The organism is Streptomyces akebiae, assembly GCF_019599145.1.
GTDB classification, from domain to species: Bacteria; Actinomycetota; Actinomycetes; order Streptomycetales; family Streptomycetaceae; genus Streptomyces; species Streptomyces akebiae.
Genome location: NZ_CP080647.1, coordinates 4,736,008 through 4,751,704 on the forward strand (window position 1 = coordinate 4,736,008; position 15,697 = coordinate 4,751,704).

Sequence of the window (15,697 nt, forward strand, 5' to 3'; positions counted from 1 at the left end):
TTCACCCGATCCCGGGGATGAGCGAGATGAGCAGGTCGATGAGCTTGATGCCGATGAAGGGGGCGATCAGTCCGCCGAGGCCGTAGACGGTGAGGTTGCGCCGCAGCATCCTGTCGGCGCTGACCGGCCGGTACCGCACGCCCCTCAGGGAGAGCGGCACGAGCGCGATGATGATCAGCGCGTTGAAGACGACGGCGGAGAGGATCGCGGAGTCGGGCGAGGACAGGCCCATGATGTTGAGCTTGTCCAGGCCCGGGTAGACGGCCGCGAAGAGCGCCGGGATGATCGCGAAGTACTTCGCGACGTCGTTGGCGATGGAGAACGTCGTCAACGCGCCCCGAGTGATCAGCAGTTGCTTGCCGATCTCGACGATCTCGATCAGCTTGGTCGGGTTGGAGTCGAGGTCGACCATGTTGCCGGCCTCCTTGGCGGCCGACGTACCGGTGTTCATCGCGACGCCGACGTCCGCCTGCGCGAGCGCGGGTGCGTCGTTGGTGCCGTCACCGGTCATCGCGACGAGTCTGCCGCCGGCCTGCTCCCGCTTGATCAGTGCCATCTTGTCCTCGGGGGTGGCCTCCGCGAGGAAGTCGTCGACGCCCGCCTCCTCGGCGATCGCCCTGGCGGTCAGCGGGTTGTCGCCCGTGATCATGACGGTCCTGATGCCCATGCGGCGCAGTTCCTCGAACCGCTCCCGCATGCCCTCCTTGACGACGTCCTTGAGGTGGATGACCCCCAGGATCCGCGCGCCCTCGGCGTCCTCGACCGCCACCAGCAGCGGGGTGCCGCCGGCCTCGGAGATCCGGTCGGAGAGGGTGCCCGCGTCGTCGGCGACCGTGCCGCCCTGCTCCCGCACCCAGGCGATGACGGAACCGGCCGCGCCCTTGCGGACCCTGCGTCCGTCGACGTCCACGCCCGACATACGGGTCTGGGCGGTGAACGCGATCCACTCGGCGCCGGACAGTTCGCCCTGCACGCGCTCGCGCAGGCCGTACTTCTCCTTGGCGAGTACGACGACGGAACGGCCCTCGGGCGTCTCGTCGGCCAGCGACGACAGCTGGGCCGCGTCGGCGACCTCGGCCTCGGTGGCGCCCTCGACCGGCACGAACTCGGCGGCCTGACGGTTGCCGAGGGTGATGGTGCCGGTCTTGTCGAGCAACAACGTCGACACATCACCGGCGGCCTCGACGGCCCGCCCCGACATGGCCAGCACGTTGCGCTGGACCAGGCGGTCCATGCCGGCGATACCGATGGCGGACAGCAGGGCGCCGATCGTGGTCGGGATCAGGCAGACCAGCAGCGCCACCAGTACGACCATCGTGAGATGCGTGCCCGCGTAGTCCGCGAACGGCGGGAGCGTGGCGACGGCCAGCAGGAAGACGATCGTGAGGGACGCGAGCAGGATGTTGAGCGCGATCTCGTTGGGCGTCTTCTGGCGGGCCGCGCCCTCGACCAGGTTGATCATCCGGTCGATGAAGGTCTCACCCGGCTTCGTCGTGATCTTGATGACGATGCGGTCGGAGAGGACCTTCGTCCCGCCGGTCACCGCGCTGCGGTCGCCGCCGGACTCGCGGATGACCGGGGCCGACTCACCCGTGATGGCCGACTCGTCCACGGAGGCGACGCCCTCGACGACGTCACCGTCACCGGGGATGACGTCGCCGGCCTCGCAGACGACCAGGTCGCCGATCCTCAACTCGGTGCCGGGGACGTGCTCTTCGGCGTCCCCGGCCATGCGTCGGGCCATGGTGTCGGTCTTGGCCCTGCGCAGGGTGTCGGCCTGCGCCTTGCCCCGTCCCTCGGCGACCGCCTCGGCCAGGTTCGCGAAGACGACGGTCAGCCAGAGCCAGGCGCTGATGGTCCAGCCGAACCAGTCGGTCGGGTCCTTGAAGGAGAAGACCGTGGTCAGTACCGAACCGACCAGCACCACGAACATCACGGGCGACTTGATCATCACCCGCGGGTCGAGCTTGCGGAAGGCGTCCGGCAGCGACTTCAGCAGCTGCTCGGGGTCGAAGAGGCCCGCGCCCACGCGGCCCTCGGCGGGCTTGTGCCCGGTGGGTAGGTCGCTGTGCGGCGCCCGGGTCGGGGTGGTGGCTGTGGACATCGCGTCCTCTTGCTTCGCCGTGTCGGTGGTCATGACGCCAGCCCCTCGGCCAGCGGGCCCAGCGCGAGCGCCGGAAAGTACGTCAGCCCGGTGATGATCAGGATCGCGCCCACCAACAACCCGGTGAACAGGGGCTTCTCGGTGCGCAGGGTGCCCGCCGTGACCGGCACGGGCCGTTGCTCGGCGAGCGAGCCGGCGAGCGCCAGCACGAACACCATCGGCACGAACCGGCCGAGCAGCATCGCGATGCCGAGCGTGCTGTTGAACCACTGGGTGTCCGCGTTCAGCCCGGCGAAGGCCGAGCCGTTGTTGTTCGAGGCCGAGGTGTAGGCGTACAGGATCTCGGAGAATCCGTGCGCGCCGCTGTTGGTCATCGAGTGGCCGGGCGTGGGGAGGGCCATCGCGGCGGCGGTGAACACCAGCACCAGAGCCGGGGTGACGAGGATGTAGCAGGCGGCGAGTTTGATCTCGCGGGTGCCGATCTTCCTGCCCAGGTACTCGGGGGTACGGCCGACCATCAGCCCGGCGATGAACACCGCGATGATCGCCATGATCAGCATGCCGTAGAGACCGGAGCCGGTGCCGCCGGGCGCGATCTCGCCCAGCATCATGCCCAGCATGGTGATGCCGCCGCCCAGGCCGGTGAAGGAGGAGTGGAAGGAGTCCACCGCGCCGGTCGAGGTGAGTGTGGTCGAGACGGCGAAGATCGACGAGCCGCCGACTCCGAACCGGACCTCCTTGCCCTCGTAGGCGCCGCCCGCGATCTCGAACGCCGGGCCGTGGTGGGCGAACTCGGTCCACATCATCAGTGCCACGAACCCGACCCAGATGGTGACCATGGTGGCGAGGATCGCGTGCCCCTGCCTCACGCTGCCGACCATGATCCCGAAGGTGCGGGTCAGCGCGAAGGGGATCACCAGCAGCAGGAAGATCTCGAAGAGGTTGGTGAACGGGGTCGGGTTCTCGAACGGGTGGGCGGAGTTGGCGTTGAAGATGCCGCCGCCGTTCGTGCCGACCTCCTTGATGGCCTCCGTCGAGGCGACGGCCCCGCCGTTCCACTGCTGCGAGCCGCCCATGAACTGACCGACCTCGTGGATGCCGGAGAAGTTCTGGATCGCCCCGCAGGCCACCAGCACGACCGCCGCGACGAACGCGAGCGGCAGCAGGATCCGGGTCACCCCGCGCACCATGTCCGACCAGAAGTTCCCCAGTTCCCCGGAGCGGATGGGGGTCCCCCCGCTCGAGCGAAGCCGAGAGTGGGGGAGCGCGAAGCCACGTACGAGCGCGACCGCCACCGCCATGCCCACGGCGGCCGAGACGAAGTTCTGCACGGCCAGCCCGCCGACCTGCACCACATGGCCCATGGCCTGCTCGCCGTAGTACGACTGCCAGTTGGTGTTGGTCACGAACGACGCGGCGGTGTTGAACGCCTGGTCCGCGTCGATGGAGGCGAAGCCCAGCGAGCCGGGCAGGACGCCCTGGAGCCGCTGGAGGAGGTAGAGGAAGAGGACGCCGACGACCGAGAAGGCGAGGACGCCGCGCAGGTACGCGGGCCAGCGCATCTCCGTGTCGGGGTCGGCGCCGATGCCCTTGTAGACCCACTTCTCGACGCGCCAGTGCTGGTCGGAGGAGTAGACCCGGGCCATGTAGGTGCCGAGGGGAACGTAGGCGAGCGCCAGCGCGCCCATGAGGGCCAGCAGTTGGAGCACGCCGGCGAGGACAGGACCCATGTCGCCCGCTGCGGTGGCGGCTGAAGTCACCGTCAGAACCTCTCCGGGAAGATCAGGGCGAGGACGAGATAGCCCAGCAGGGAGACGGCCACGACCAGGCCGACGACGTTCTCGACGGTCACAGCTTCGTCACCCCCTTGGCGACGAGAGCCACCAGCGCGAACACCGCGATCGTGGTGACGACGAAGGCCACATCGGCCATCGCGAACTCCTGGAGTGAGATTCGGGAAGAACGGACGATTCGAGGAAACCGCTCCACCGGCCGGAATCGGCCGCCGTTGACGGCTCTCTGACGGCGGGACTCGCTCCCTTGACGGGATCCATACGGCCCCGGGCTCGCCGGCCGCCCGGGTCACCGCACGAACGAACGCCCTCGTCGTCGTGGCCGTCGACGTCCTCGCACCCGGTCTTAACGGAAGCTTGACGCCGTGGAGTGACTCATCCCACGGGCCCTGGTGTGCCCCTCTGCCTACGCTGATCCGGCTGTCCGCGCGATGGCCGAAAACGTATGCAAGAGAACGAGCCGCACGCCGGGAGAGCATTCAGATGGCCACCACCGAGCACTCTCCGCCGAGCCGTCTGCGGACGTGGATGCTTCAGGGTCTGTCCGACATGGGCAAGGCCCGTGGCCACACGGGACCGCACGCCGAACCGGAGTCCCCGCACAAGGGCCAACGCTGGTGGCGGGTGATGTGCCTGACCGGCGTCGACTACTTCTCCACCCTCGGCTACCAGCCCGGCATCGCCGCCCTCGCGGCCGGTCTCCTCTCTCCCGTGGCGACCATCGTGCTCGTGATCGTCACCTTGGCGGGAGCGCTCCCCGTCTACCGCCGGGTGGCCGAGGAGAGCCCCCACGGCCAGGGCTCGATCTCGATGCTGGAACGCCTGCTGACGTTCTGGAAGGGCAAGCTCTTCGTCCTGACCCTGCTGGGCTTCGCGGCGACGGACTTCCTGATCACGATCACCCTCTCCGCCGCCGACGCCTCCACCCACCTCGTGGAGAACCCGCACCTGGCCGACGCCCTGCACGACAAGCAGTTGCTGATCACGCTCCTCCTCATCGCCCTGCTCGGCGCGGTCTTCCTCAAGGGGTTCCTGGAGGCCATCGGCGTGGCGGTGGCCCTGGTGGGCGTCTATCTCGCGCTGAACGTCGTCGTGGTGGTCGCCGGCCTGTGGCACGTGATCACCGAGGGCCATGTCGTCACCGACTGGGCCGGCGCGCTGACCGCCGAGCACGGCAACGTCTTCGTCATGATCGGCGTGGCACTGATCGTCTTCCCCAAGCTCGCCCTCGGCCTGTCCGGCTTCGAGACCGGCGTGGCCGTCATGCCGCACGTGCAGGGCGACCCGGGCGACACCGAGGAGAACCCCCGGGGCCGGATCAGGGACACGAAGAAGCTGCTGACCGCCGCCGCGATCATCATGAGCGTCTTCCTGATCTGCACCAGCTTCATCACCACCCTCCTCATCCCGGAGAAGGAGTTCGAGGACGGCGGCGACGCCAACGGCCGCGCCCTCGCGTATCTCGCCCACGACTACCTGGGCAACGTCTTCGGCACCGTCTACGACATCTCCACCATCGCGATCCTGTGGTTCGCGGGCGCCTCCGCCATGGCGGGCCTGCTCAACCTGATGCCGCGCTATCTGCCCCGGTACGGCATGGCCCCGCACTGGGCCCGCGCCGTGCGCCCCATGGTCATCGTCTTCACCCTCGTCGGTTTCCTCGTCACCTGGATCTTCGACGCGGACGTCGACGCCCAGGGCGGTGCCTACGCCACCGGTGTGCTGGTGCTGATCAGTTCCGCCGCCATCGCGGTGACGATCGCCGCGCGCAAGGCCGGCCAACGGGGCTGGACCATCGGCTTCGCGGTGATCTCGGCGGTCTTCCTCTACACCACCGTCCTGAACGTCATCGAACGCCCCGACGGTGTGAAGATCGGCGCCTGCTTCATCGCGGGCATCATGCTGGTCTCCTTCCTCTCCCGCCTCGCCCGCGCCTTCGAGCTCCGGGTGACCGGCGTCGAACTGGACGGCATGGCGGAACGCTTCGTCCGGGACATGTCCCATCGCCGTATCCGCTTCATCGCCAACGAGCCGGACCGGCGCGACGCGGCCGAGTACCGCGACAAGATCGACCAGATCCGGCAGGACAACGACCTGCCGGAGCAGGAGGACTTCGTGTTCGTCGAGGTGACGGTCACCGACCCCTCCGAGTTCGAGGCGGGCCTGGCCGTGCGCGGAGAGGTCCTGCACAACCGCTACCGGGTCCTGACCCTGGAGTCCTCCTCCATCCCCAACTCGCTGGCCGCGCTCCTCCTCCACGTCCGCGACAGCACCGGCCGCACCCCGCACATCTACTTCGAGTGGACCGAGGGCAGCCCCTTCGCCAACTTCCTCCGCTTCCTCCTCTTCGGTCAGGGCGAGGTCGCCCCCGTCACCCGCGAGGTCCTGCGCGAGGCCGAACCGGACCGCGCCCGCCGGCCACGCGTCCACACCGGCTGATCACGAGGGCACGGGTGCCCTGCCCACCAACGCCATGGGCATGGGCATGGGCAACCGCTCGTCGACTGTCAGTCGGGCCGTTGGTTGCGGTTCTCGTGGGCGAGGCCGTCCGGGTGGGTGGCCCCGCGTTGCCCGAGGGGAAGGACCAGGACCCGCAGCAGTTGAGGGGCCGACGGCCGGACGGCCGTGGGATCCGGCGGTCGACGGATCGATCCGATGTCCTGCCATCCCCACGACAGGAGGGTGTCGTAGGACCGAGTGTCGGCCTGGTCGACCAGCGTCGCCCCGAGCGAGGCGTGGTGGTCGCCGAGCAGACGTTGCTGGAGCCGGCGGGCGAGGTCCTGGTCGTCCGTGTGGGGATGCACCATGGTCTCGGTGATCGCGAAGACGTGTCCGGACGCGGTGAGCTGTTCGACGCTTTGCGGAAGGGCCCCGTCGAACCCCCTCCACCATGTCCCCTCGCGCGGTACGGGGAACCCGTAGGCACACCCGGCGAAGGCCGTGTCCTCCGCGACGAGCAGGGCGAACCCGGCCCGCCGGATGTCACCGGTCAGCCGCCGCAGAAACGCCTCCCGGCCCCGGTACTCCTGACCCGCCTGCCCGCGGGAGGACTCCACGTACAGATCGGCCAGGTCCTCCCGCAGGGTCTCGGCCTGCCAGCGGTTCAGCCGACGCAGACGTACCGCTCGGGCGGGATCCGGTGTGCTTCCCTCACCCCGCGGTGGCTCGCGGCGGAGCGGGGCGGTCACGGCGCACCGCCCGCGACGGCGGGAACCCGGGGTGAGGGGGATCGGACGGCGTGAGGTCCGTGGAGAAGGAAGCCGGAGCCGGTCAGCTCGATGACGCGGGCCATGCTCGCAGGTGGATGGTGCAGTTGGAGGGTCGCTCCGTCATCAGCGCCGAGCCGGGACGCCGTGAGGAACGCGTTGAGTCCGCTGACGTCGCAGAAGGGGACCCCCGTGAGATCGACGTCGACGATGCGGATGCCGTCGCGCAGGCAACCGGCCAGTGCGGCGTACACGAGCGGGACGGTGGACAGGTCGATCTCCCCCGCGAGCGTGATCAGGGTGCGGGTGGTGTGGTCGCGCCGATGGACGTTCAGCTGGGGCAGGGGCATGAATCCTCGGTTCGGAGTGCCCGTCGGAAGAGTGCCGCCGCGCGGCAGGACCGGGTCCGGCCCTCGCGGTGCACCGCCGATGCGGGGGATGCGCGTGGTGAGGAGTGAACGACCGGTCCGGTCCGGCAGCCCGGTCGGTGAGCGCCGTGGTGGATCGGCCGTCCGGGGATGCGCCTCGGGATCGGTGGACGGAAGGTCCGCGCCCCGGCGGGCATCGTGTCCTGAAGGGGTGCCGTCCGGGGCCCGGAAGGCACTGTCGCAAGCCTGGAGCGGGGTACCTGCCGGACGAGAGTGCCTGCCGGAGGAGAGTGCTGCCGGAGAAGAGTGCCTGCCGAGAAGAGTGCTGCAGGGGCAGAGTGCCGCCGGAGGAAGGAGGTCACCCGGCTCCGTGACGGATGCGGCGCCTGGGGCGGAGCCGCCCCCGTCCGCCGTCGCGATGGTCGCGGCGACGGCCGGCGCTGCCCGTCCCCACCCTGCCCCGGCCGTGGCCCTTGCGCGGAGCCGACGGTGTCGGCCCGCCGACAGGCATCCCGGAGTGCCCGTAGTGGAAGCCGGCGGTGCGCTCGCCGTGCTGCGAGTTGAGCTGGTGGATGAGGTACGCCCCGAGGGCGATCATCGCGAGAATCACGAGCACGGTCACGAACGTCTCCACGACGCTCACCTTCCCGTCTGCCGGCGCGGCATCGCGGCGCTCACGCCCGGGACCCGGGAACGTGCGACCGGCTCGCCGGCCTCATGTCCTCCTTCGGAGTCCCAGACCGCCTCCAGCGCCCGGTCCGCCTCGGACACCGTCCGCAGGCGCGCGGCCTCCTCCATCAACCGGCTCGCGCTCGACGTGCCCAGGGGGTCGCTCGCGGCGGCCATCAGCCAGGCGGCCGAGCCCGCGGACGTCTGCGGCGGCACCACCAGGAGGTTCCAGCGGCCCGTGCGGTAGGAGAGCAACAGCAGTTCGTGCGGGTCCTGCTCGGACAGGAACCAGCCCACCTTCACCACGTGCCCGGCGACGGGCACCTTGCGCGGAACGACCGGCCAGTGGGTGGGATTCACCGTGACCCGGGTGATCCGCCCCCACAGCGGATCCAACACGGCCGTCAGAGAGGGGAGTTCCGCCGCCAGATCGCGGGAGCGGGGCCACCAGGCGCCGTCCAGCAGAGCCGGTGCGGGACCCACGGGAGCCAGCGACAGACGGGGAGAGGACGAGGAGGAAGAGGAGAACGAGGACGAGGAGAGACCGTCTTCGGCTTCGGCCGTCGGCGAGAGGGAGATGGTCGCAGTCATGACGCGAACCCTGCCCCGGGCCGACCGCAACCGGCCCGGCATATTCGATCGCCGAAAACGACACGAGCCTGAAAGCCGGTGCGCGAAATATCCTCGGTAGTTTCGAGCGTACTCCCCGGACAGGTCCGACGGACCGTTCGGGGAGCAGACCGTCCGGCCGACGGCGGAACAGCCCGATGCGCGCGGCGCCCCACAGCACCCCCCATGACGGCAGGGTGTTTCGGTCATACGATGACAGATGGGTCCGCCGGGGCCCTCTCACCACCGGCGGAGCACACAGACAGGAGCGGGGCATGATCCGTGCAGCCGACATCCGCGAGTGGCGCAACCATGACGTGGTCGACCCGAAACAGCGCAGGATCGGCATGCTCGAAGCGGTCTATGTGAACACGGCGACCGACGAACCGGCCATGGCCACCGTCCGGACCGGGTTGCCGACCCGCCACCGCCTGGTCTTCGTCCCCCTCGACGACGCGGTCCTCGGCCCCGGCTACGTCAAGGTCCCCTACGACAGGGGGCAGGTGCGGAAGGCCCCGTCGATCGGGACGGACGACGTGCTGCCGGCCGAAGGGGAGGAAGAGATCTTCCGGCACTACGACATGACGTACCGGCCGGGAGCAGGGGGCGAACGTCAGCTCGCGCGCCGCTGACCCCGGGCACGCGGTCCGGAGGAGGTGATCGGGTCGATGGTGGCGGTGTTCCTTCTGCTCGCCCTCGTGGCCGTGTGCCGGGAATCGGTACGGCAGCCGACGGCCTGGGCTATCTTCTGGCCATCGGCATCGTGCTCCTCGTCGCCGACCTGACCTTCATCGCGGTACGGCCGGCCCGGCGCGCCGGACGGCGTCCTGTCCGCTGACGGTCGCCATGACTGGAGGGCGGCATGGTGCAGGGTGCGGGAGGCGAAGGGCCGTCGCGGGCGGCGGCCGAGCCGGGTTTCTGGCCGCAGGTCGTCGAGCAGCTGGGCACCGCCCTGATGGTGCTGGATCCGGCCGGACGGATCCTCGACGTCAACCCGGCCGCCGAACGGCTGCTGGGCCGGGCCGCCCGCGCGATGCGCGGGGTGGACGCGCACGAGATGCTGCACCGGGACGCGGACGGCAGCACGCTCCTGCGGAAGCGGTGCCCGCTGCTCCAGTCGCTGGCCGATGGAACCGCCGCGCGCGGGGAGGGCGACTGCTATATGCGCGGTGACGGTCGCCTGGTCACGATCTCCTGGTCCGCTTCTCCCCTGATGGCCGACGGCTCCGTCAAGGGCATGGCCGTCCTCTTCACCGACGCCACGGTCGACCACGGCGCGCGCCGGGAACGTGCGGCCTATACGAGTGCTCTGGAGGACCTCAACGAGCGGCTGACGCTGATCGCGGAGATCACCGACGTACTGGGCCAGACCCTGGAGACCGACGAGGCCCTCGCCCGGCTGGGCCGCCTGCTGGTTCCGCGCCTCGCCGACTGGGCGGCGGTGGACCTGCGGGCCGGTTCCGGGCAGATCCACCGGGTGACGGTGACCGGTCCCGGAGGCCGGGACGCCGGCCTGGAGGGCGGGCGCGAGCACCTTCCCGAGGCCGCGGAGAAAGACCCCTCGCCGCTTGTCCGGGTGCTGAACGGCGGTCCCCCTGTGCTGCGGCAGGAACAGCACGACCCGGGGACCCCGGCGGCCCCGCCCGGCTCTCCCCTGTCCGCCCTCGACAGCGACTTCCTGCGGACGGTGCGCGCGACGTCCGTCATCACGGTGCCGCTGAGCTCCGGGCGGGAGATCACCGGCGCACTGACGCTGGTGCGCACCGACCCGGCGCACCCCTTCGACACCGCCGATCTGGACGTGGTGAGCGACATCGGCCGCCGGGTCGGCCTGGTCGTCGACAACGCCCGCCGGTACGGCCGTCAGCGCGCCGTCGCCGAGGCCATGCAGCGCAACCTGCTCGCCCCGCTCCCCCAGCCGGGCCGCCTGCGGCTGGCCGCCCGCTACCAGCCCGCTCCGGTCGGCTCCCAGGTCGGCGGCGACTGGTACGACGCGTTCGAGCTGAAGGACGGCGCGCTCGCGCTGGTCATCGGGGACGTCGTGGGCCACGATCTGACCGCGGCGGCCGGGATGGCCCAACTCCACGGCATCCTGCGGTCCCTGGCCTGGGACCACACCGAACCGCCCGGCGCGGTCGTCGACCGCCTCGACGACGCGATGCCCGCCATCACCACCGTCCCGATGGCCACCCTCGTCCTCGCCCGGGTCGAAGGCGACCCGCAGACCGGCCCCTGGACACTGCGGTGGACCAGCGCCGGACATCCGCCGCCGCTCCTCCTGACCCCCGGCGGCCGGGCGCACTACCTCGAAGCCGGACAGGGAGTCGTCCTCGGCGCTCCCCCTGTCACCGGCGCGAGCAGGCCGAACGCCACGCTGGCCCTGCCGCCGGGCGCCACCCTCCTCCTCTACACCGACGGCCTGATCGAGATCCCCGGCAGCGACCTGGACACCGGCCTGGTCCGGCTGCGCCGGCACGCCCTCGCGCTCGCGGACGCACCGCTGGACACGCTGTGCGACGGACTACTGGCCCGGATGCCACCCGGCAGCACCGACGACGTGGCCCTCCTCGCCCTGCGTCTGCCGACCCCGTGACTTCCTTCCGTGCGTGCCTCGCGACGGTCTCGTCGAGTCCGGCGGCCGCGTCGAGTCCGGCGGCAACGTGCTGCCGACGGTCGTCGCCGGAGAAGGCCGCGCCCCGCACCGCGCGAGCCGAACAGCCCGGTGAACGCCGTACGAGCGGCCGCGCCGGGAACAGCCGGCGCGGCCGGCAGGTTGCACCGACCGGGGAGCGGCGTCGCACGGGCGGGGAACACGGAGGGCCAGGGGGTCGTCCGTCCCACCGGGATCCGGTCCCCGAGATCGTGGTGCGCCCGCCGCGCACTCGGACCCGGACGTAATTCCGCAGGAGGACTGTTTCGTGACCGACCGGCCTTTGACGCTCATGGCAGTGCACGCCCACCCCGACGACGAGGCCACGGGAACCGGAGGGGTCCTCGCGCGGTACGCGGCGGAAGGCATCCGCACGGTGCTCGTGACGTGTACCGACGGCGGTTGCGGCGACGGACCGGGGGGCGCCAAGCCGGGCGACCCCGGGCACGACCCCTCGGCCGTCGCCGCGATGCGCCGTCAAGAACTCCGGGCGAGCTGCGACGTCCTGAAGGTCAGCGATCTGGAGATGCTGGACTACGCCGACTCCGGAATGACGGGCTGGCCGACCAACGACGCCCCGGACTCCTTCTGGCAGACACCCGTGGCGGAGGGCGCGGCCCGGCTCGCGGAACTCATGCGGCACTACCGGCCTGATGTCGTCGTCACCTACGACGAGAACGGCTTCTACGGCCACCCCGACCACATCCAGGCCCATCGCATCACGATGGCGGCGCTGGAGATGACGGAGCTGACACCGAAGGTGTACTGGACCACGATGCCCCACTCGATGATGCGGCGGTTCGGCGAAGTCATGCGCGAGTTCGGTGAGGACATGCCGGAGCCGGACCCCGCCGAGGCCGCCGCGCTCGCCGAGATCGGCCTCCCCGACGACGAGATCACCACGTGGGTGGACACCACCGCGTTCAGCGGTCAGAAGTTCGACGCGTTGGCCGCGCACGCCAGTCAGGGCGAGAACATCTTCTTCCTCAAGATGGGCAAGGAGAGGTTCGGCGAGTTGATGGGCATGGAGACCTTCGTCCGGGTCCAGGACGCCACCGGCGCGGCCGTACCCGAGAACGATCTCTTCGCCGGGCTGCGCTGATCCGCTCCTCGATCCCACGCTGGTCCGTACGAGGCCCGCGCATCCATGGATTCCTGAATTCAGGTTTAGCTGTACTCTCGAAGGGTGCTCACTCTCGCCCCTGACATCGACGTCCTGGTCCGGTTCGGGCGCGCGCTCGCCGACCCCATCCGTTGCCGCATCCTGCTCGCGCTCCGGGAGGCGCCCGCCTACCCCGCGGACCTCGCCGACACGATCGGCGTCTCGCGTACGCGGCTGTCCAACCACCTGGCGTGCCTTCGGGACTGCGGACTCGTCGTCACCGTGCCCGACGGACGCCGCACCCGGTACGAGCTGACCGACGAACGCCTCGGCCATGCCCTGGACGATCTGCGCACCGCCGTGGTCGCGGTCGAGGCGGACAGGACCTGCCCCGACGCCGAGGACAAGGGCTGCTGCTGATGACCTCCGAGGCATCCGGGGCCTCCATATCACTGCCCCTCGGGCCCTCCCCCGCCCGGCGTGACGCGCTCGCCCGTCGCATACGTCTGCTGGTCGCCGCCACCATCAGCTACAACGTCGTCGAGGCGGTCGTCGCGATCACCGCCGGGACGCTCGCCTCCTCCAGCGCACTGATCGGCTTCGGGCTCGATTCCGTCATCGAGGTGTCCTCCGCCGCCGCGGTCGCCTGGCAGTTCTCCGCCCGCGAGCACGCCGTACGGGAGGCCCGCGAGAAGACCACCCTGCGGATCATCGCCCTGTCCTTCTTCGCCCTTGCCGCATACGTCGGCGTCGACGCCGTCCGCGCCCTCGCCGGCACCGGGGAAGCCGGACGCTCCGTCCCCGGCATCGTGCTCGCCGCCCTCTCCCTGGCCGTGATGCCCTTCCTGTCCGCCGCCCAGCGCCGCACCGGACGCGAACTCGGCTCCGCGTCCGCCGTCGCCGACTCCAAGCAGACCCTGCTCTGCACCTACCTCTCCGCCGTACTCCTGGCCGGCCTCGTCCTCAACGCCACCCTCGGCTGGTCCTGGGCCGACCCCGTCGCCGCCCTCGCCATCGCCGCGATCGCCGTCAAGGAAGGCCGCGACACCTGGCGGGGCGAAGGCTGCTGCGCCCCGACCGCCCCTTCGGCGACGCCGTCGGTCGGCACCGAGACGGACGCGTGCGGGTGCCGTCCCGGCTGCGACTGCCGCGGTTGACGAGTCGGAGCGCCTGGGAATCCCCGACACCAACACACCTCCCCCATACCAGGCATACAATGGCAAATGGGTCAACGCACTCTCACGTGCCGCGGCCCGGAAGGGCGACCCCGGCGTGCATACGCCGGGGTCGTTGTGCACCGGCCCGAAGGAAGCGTCGATCGGTGGCGCTCCCCGATTACAGGGCCATTCAGCCCATTAATCATTTGCGCATACCTTCCACAAACATCTTCCACTTCAGCGAAACCAGCTCCTGTTTCCACAGACGCATTCCTTATCTGCGTAATATGCCGAAGGCAGAATACGGGCGATTCCATTCTGCCGAGAATCGCCGAGATCCTTCCTCAAGGAGCTGGCCACCTCAATGACGACGCATATTCCTGACGCGCCTGTACGGCGCACCATTTCGGTGTGGATCGCGGCGGTGACGGCTGTGGTGATCGCCGCCGTCGTCGTGGCTATGACACCGCCACGCGCACACGCGATCGCCACCCCCGTGCCTCTGGGCACGGCAGCCAGTTACGGAGTACTGGCCGGCGCGGCCGTCAGCAACACCGGGCCCACGGTGGTCCAGGGCCTCAACGTAGGCGTGAGCCCCGGTACGGCCATCACCGGGTTCCCGCCCGGCATTGTGACCCCACCCGGCACCCTGCACTCCGCCGATGCCCACGCGGCCCAGGCGAAGATCGACCTGACCACGGCGTACAACCAGGCCGCCGGGCAGACTCTGACGGACGCGGTGTACAACGACGCTCCCCACGAGTACGGCGGCCAGACACTGACGCCGGGCCTCTACCGGGCGAACAGCTCCGCGCAGATCACCGGCACCCTCACCCTGGACGCCCAGGGCGACCCCAACGCCGTCTGGGTGTTCCAGGTCGGTTCCACCCTGAACACGGCAGCCGAGAACAGCACGGTGAGCCTCGTCAACGGCGCTTCGCCGTGCAACGTGTACTGGCAGGTCGGCAGCTCGGCCACGCTCGGCACCAACACCGATTTCGTGGGCACCATCTTGGCCGACACCTCGATCACCGCCACCACGGGGGCGGACATCAACGGCCGACTGCTGGCCGATGCGGGCGCACGGGGTGACGGCGCCGTGACGCTGGACACCAACGACATCTTCCTGGGACCGTGCGGGACCGGCGCGACCACGGGCGGTCTGGTCACCGGCGGTGTGATCGCCGGGGCCACCACGGGCGGCACGGGCAGCACCACGGTCGGCGTCATCGGCGGCGTGCCGACGGGCGGCGGAACCGGTGGGACCCCGGGTGGTCTCCTCGGCGGCGTCCTGACGACGGGCGGCACCACTGGCGGAGCGCTCGGCGGCCTTGTCGCCGGTGCTACGACAAGCGGGACCACGGGCGGCGTCAACGGCGGTGTCAACGGCGGTGTCAACGGCGGCGTCAACGGCGGCGTCAACGGCGGTGTCGACGGCGGCGTGATCGGCGGGCCCGGACACGGCCACGGTGGGGAGCACGACCACGGCGGAAAGCACGAAGAACACGGCCAGCACGGCCCTGAAGAACACGGCCAGCACGGCCCCGAAGAGCACGACCAGCACGGCCCCGGAGGGAAATCCGAAGAACACGGCCGGCACGACCACGGCGGGAAGCACGAAGAGCACGGCGGTCACGGCGGTCACGGCGAGCACGACAGCAAGTCCGGCGAGGGCGACGGCCACGGCAGCGTTCGTAGCTGAGTCCCCCGTGCGTCCCTGACGGGACGGGCGGCGCGCGGCGGATCGTTGTCCATTCCGTCGCGCGCCGCCGACGAGCTTCAGGAGAAGCAGTGAGAGAAGCCGGGATCGAAAGGCCGGGTGAGGCCGTGTTGGACGGCGTTGTGTCGACGGGTGCGGACGAATCCGCGACAGAATCCACGGACAGACCCACGGACAGAACCGCCGACAGAACCACGGACAGACCGGCCGCCGAATCCAAGCAAGTATCCGTGGAAAAGCCCCCGCCACGATCGGAGCCTCCGCCGATCCTCCTGCAAGCGCTGACGAGTACTGCCGCGGCCCTCTGCCTGGCGACGGC

The 15,697-nt window shown here is 70.2% G+C and carries 16 protein-coding genes; 8 read left to right on the plus strand and 8 right to left on the minus strand.

Features of this window, described 5'->3' with window-relative positions:
• Window position 1 precedes the first annotated feature (1 nt).
• From kdpB to K1J60_RS20355, 4 genes are read right to left on the minus strand one after another with little or no spacing between them, the layout of a single operon-like run.
• Window positions 2-2,137 (minus strand): potassium-transporting ATPase subunit KdpB, encoded by a 2,136-nt coding sequence (gene kdpB, locus K1J60_RS20340; RefSeq protein ID WP_220647452.1) that lies wholly within the window; start codon window positions 2,135-2,137, stop codon window positions 2-4.
• Window positions 2,134-3,834 carry a potassium-transporting ATPase subunit KdpA gene (gene kdpA / locus K1J60_RS20345; RefSeq protein ID WP_220651574.1) on the minus strand — a complete coding sequence of 567 codons (1,701 nt, stop codon included), beginning with the start codon at window positions 3,832-3,834 and terminating at the stop codon, window positions 2,134-2,136. Before kdpA ends, kdpB begins: the two co-directional genes overlap by 4 nt.
• Window positions 3,835-3,866: 32 nt before the next feature.
• Window positions 3,867-3,956 (minus strand): K(+)-transporting ATPase subunit F, encoded by a 90-nt coding sequence (kdpF, locus tag K1J60_RS20350; protein WP_033530374.1) that lies wholly within the window; start codon window positions 3,954-3,956, stop codon window positions 3,867-3,869.
• Window positions 3,953-4,093, minus strand: a complete 141-nt coding sequence (locus tag K1J60_RS20355; RefSeq protein ID WP_220652002.1) for a hypothetical protein — start codon at window positions 4,091-4,093, stop codon at window positions 3,953-3,955. The genes kdpF and K1J60_RS20355 overlap by 4 nt, the downstream gene beginning before the upstream one ends.
• Window positions 4,094-4,380: 287 nt before the next feature.
• Between K1J60_RS20355 and K1J60_RS20360 the strand changes: the two genes are divergently transcribed.
• Window positions 4,381-6,336, plus strand: a complete 1,956-nt coding sequence (locus K1J60_RS20360; RefSeq protein ID WP_220647453.1) for an APC family permease — start codon at window positions 4,381-4,383, stop codon at window positions 6,334-6,336.
• A gap of 68 nt (window positions 6,337-6,404) precedes the next feature.
• Here K1J60_RS20360 and K1J60_RS20365 read toward each other — a convergent pair whose 3' ends face one another.
• The 4 genes from K1J60_RS20365 to K1J60_RS20380 all read right to left on the minus strand — a co-directional run bounded on the left by K1J60_RS20365 (window position 6,405) and on the right by K1J60_RS20380 (window position 8,731).
• Window positions 6,405-7,085: a hypothetical protein gene (locus K1J60_RS20365; protein WP_220647454.1), complete on the minus strand. Its 681-nt coding sequence runs from the start codon at window positions 7,083-7,085 to the stop codon at window positions 6,405-6,407.
• Complete coding sequence (locus K1J60_RS20370) at window positions 7,082-7,453, minus strand: STAS domain-containing protein (RefSeq protein WP_220647455.1); 372 nt, start codon at window positions 7,451-7,453, stop codon at window positions 7,082-7,084. The genes K1J60_RS20365 and K1J60_RS20370 overlap by 4 nt, the downstream gene beginning before the upstream one ends.
• 376 nt (window positions 7,454-7,829) lie before the next feature.
• Window positions 7,830-8,105, minus strand: a complete 276-nt coding sequence (locus tag K1J60_RS20375) for a hypothetical protein (protein WP_220647456.1) — start codon at window positions 8,103-8,105, stop codon at window positions 7,830-7,832.
• Window positions 8,106-8,110: 5 nt separating this feature from the next.
• Window positions 8,111-8,731 (minus strand): DUF5994 family protein, encoded by a 621-nt coding sequence (locus K1J60_RS20380; protein WP_220647457.1) that lies wholly within the window; start codon window positions 8,729-8,731, stop codon window positions 8,111-8,113.
• Between the two features lie 293 nt (window positions 8,732-9,024).
• Here K1J60_RS20380 and K1J60_RS20385 point away from each other — a divergent pair, with 293 nt between their 5' ends.
• The 7 genes from K1J60_RS20385 to K1J60_RS20410 all read left to right on the plus strand — a co-directional run bounded on the left by K1J60_RS20385 (window position 9,025) and on the right by K1J60_RS20410 (window position 15,360).
• Window positions 9,025-9,381, plus strand: coding sequence for a PRC-barrel domain-containing protein (locus K1J60_RS20385; RefSeq protein ID WP_220647458.1), 357 nt, complete (start codon window positions 9,025-9,027; stop codon window positions 9,379-9,381).
• Between the two features lie 74 nt (window positions 9,382-9,455).
• Window positions 9,456-9,587 (plus strand): hypothetical protein, encoded by a 132-nt coding sequence (locus K1J60_RS45965; protein WP_259407814.1) that lies wholly within the window; start codon window positions 9,456-9,458, stop codon window positions 9,585-9,587.
• 24 nt (window positions 9,588-9,611) lie between these two features.
• Window positions 9,612-11,342, plus strand: coding sequence for a SpoIIE family protein phosphatase (locus K1J60_RS20390; protein WP_220647459.1), 1,731 nt, complete (start codon window positions 9,612-9,614; stop codon window positions 11,340-11,342).
• A 325-nt stretch (window positions 11,343-11,667) separates the two neighbouring features.
• Entirely contained in the window at window positions 11,668-12,501 is an 834-nt protein-coding gene (locus tag K1J60_RS20395) for a PIG-L family deacetylase (protein ID WP_220647460.1), read from the plus strand.
• Between the two features lie 84 nt (window positions 12,502-12,585).
• Window positions 12,586-12,921 carry an ArsR/SmtB family transcription factor gene (locus tag K1J60_RS20400; RefSeq protein WP_220647461.1) on the plus strand — a complete coding sequence of 112 codons (336 nt, stop codon included), beginning with the start codon at window positions 12,586-12,588 and terminating at the stop codon, window positions 12,919-12,921.
• Window positions 12,921-13,658, plus strand: a complete 738-nt coding sequence (locus K1J60_RS20405; RefSeq protein ID WP_220647462.1) for a cation transporter — start codon at window positions 12,921-12,923, stop codon at window positions 13,656-13,658. The genes K1J60_RS20400 and K1J60_RS20405 overlap by 1 nt, the downstream gene beginning before the upstream one ends.
• A 364-nt stretch (window positions 13,659-14,022) precedes the next feature.
• Window positions 14,023-15,360 carry an ice-binding family protein gene (locus K1J60_RS20410; RefSeq protein ID WP_220647463.1) on the plus strand — a complete coding sequence of 446 codons (1,338 nt, stop codon included), beginning with the start codon at window positions 14,023-14,025 and terminating at the stop codon, window positions 15,358-15,360.
• Window positions 15,361-15,697: the final 337 nt, after the last annotated feature.

Bases quoted from the DNA above. Each gene is read 5' to 3' on its own strand.
- K1J60_RS20370 (WP_220647455.1), bottom strand. From the start codon at position 7,453: ATGCCCCTGCCCCAGCTGAACGTCCATCGGCGCGACCACACCACCCGC.
- K1J60_RS20410 (WP_220647463.1), top strand. From the start codon at position 14,023: ATGACGACGCATATTCCTGACGCGCCTGTACGGCGCACCATTTCGGTG.
- K1J60_RS20380 (WP_220647457.1), bottom strand. From the start codon at position 8,731: ATGACTGCGACCATCTCCCTCTCGCCGACGGCCGAAGCCGAAGACGGT.
- K1J60_RS20390 (WP_220647459.1), top strand. From the start codon at position 9,612: ATGGTGCAGGGTGCGGGAGGCGAAGGGCCGTCGCGGGCGGCGGCCGAG.
- K1J60_RS20405 (WP_220647462.1), top strand. From the start codon at position 12,921: ATGACCTCCGAGGCATCCGGGGCCTCCATATCACTGCCCCTCGGGCCC.
- K1J60_RS20360 (WP_220647453.1), top strand. From the start codon at position 4,381: ATGGCCACCACCGAGCACTCTCCGCCGAGCCGTCTGCGGACGTGGATG.
- kdpB (WP_220647452.1), bottom strand. From the start codon at position 2,137: ATGACCACCGACACGGCGAAGCAAGAGGACGCGATGTCCACAGCCACC.
- K1J60_RS20385 (WP_220647458.1), top strand. From the start codon at position 9,025: ATGATCCGTGCAGCCGACATCCGCGAGTGGCGCAACCATGACGTGGTC.
- kdpA (WP_220651574.1), bottom strand. From the start codon at position 3,834: ATGGGTCCTGTCCTCGCCGGCGTGCTCCAACTGCTGGCCCTCATGGGC.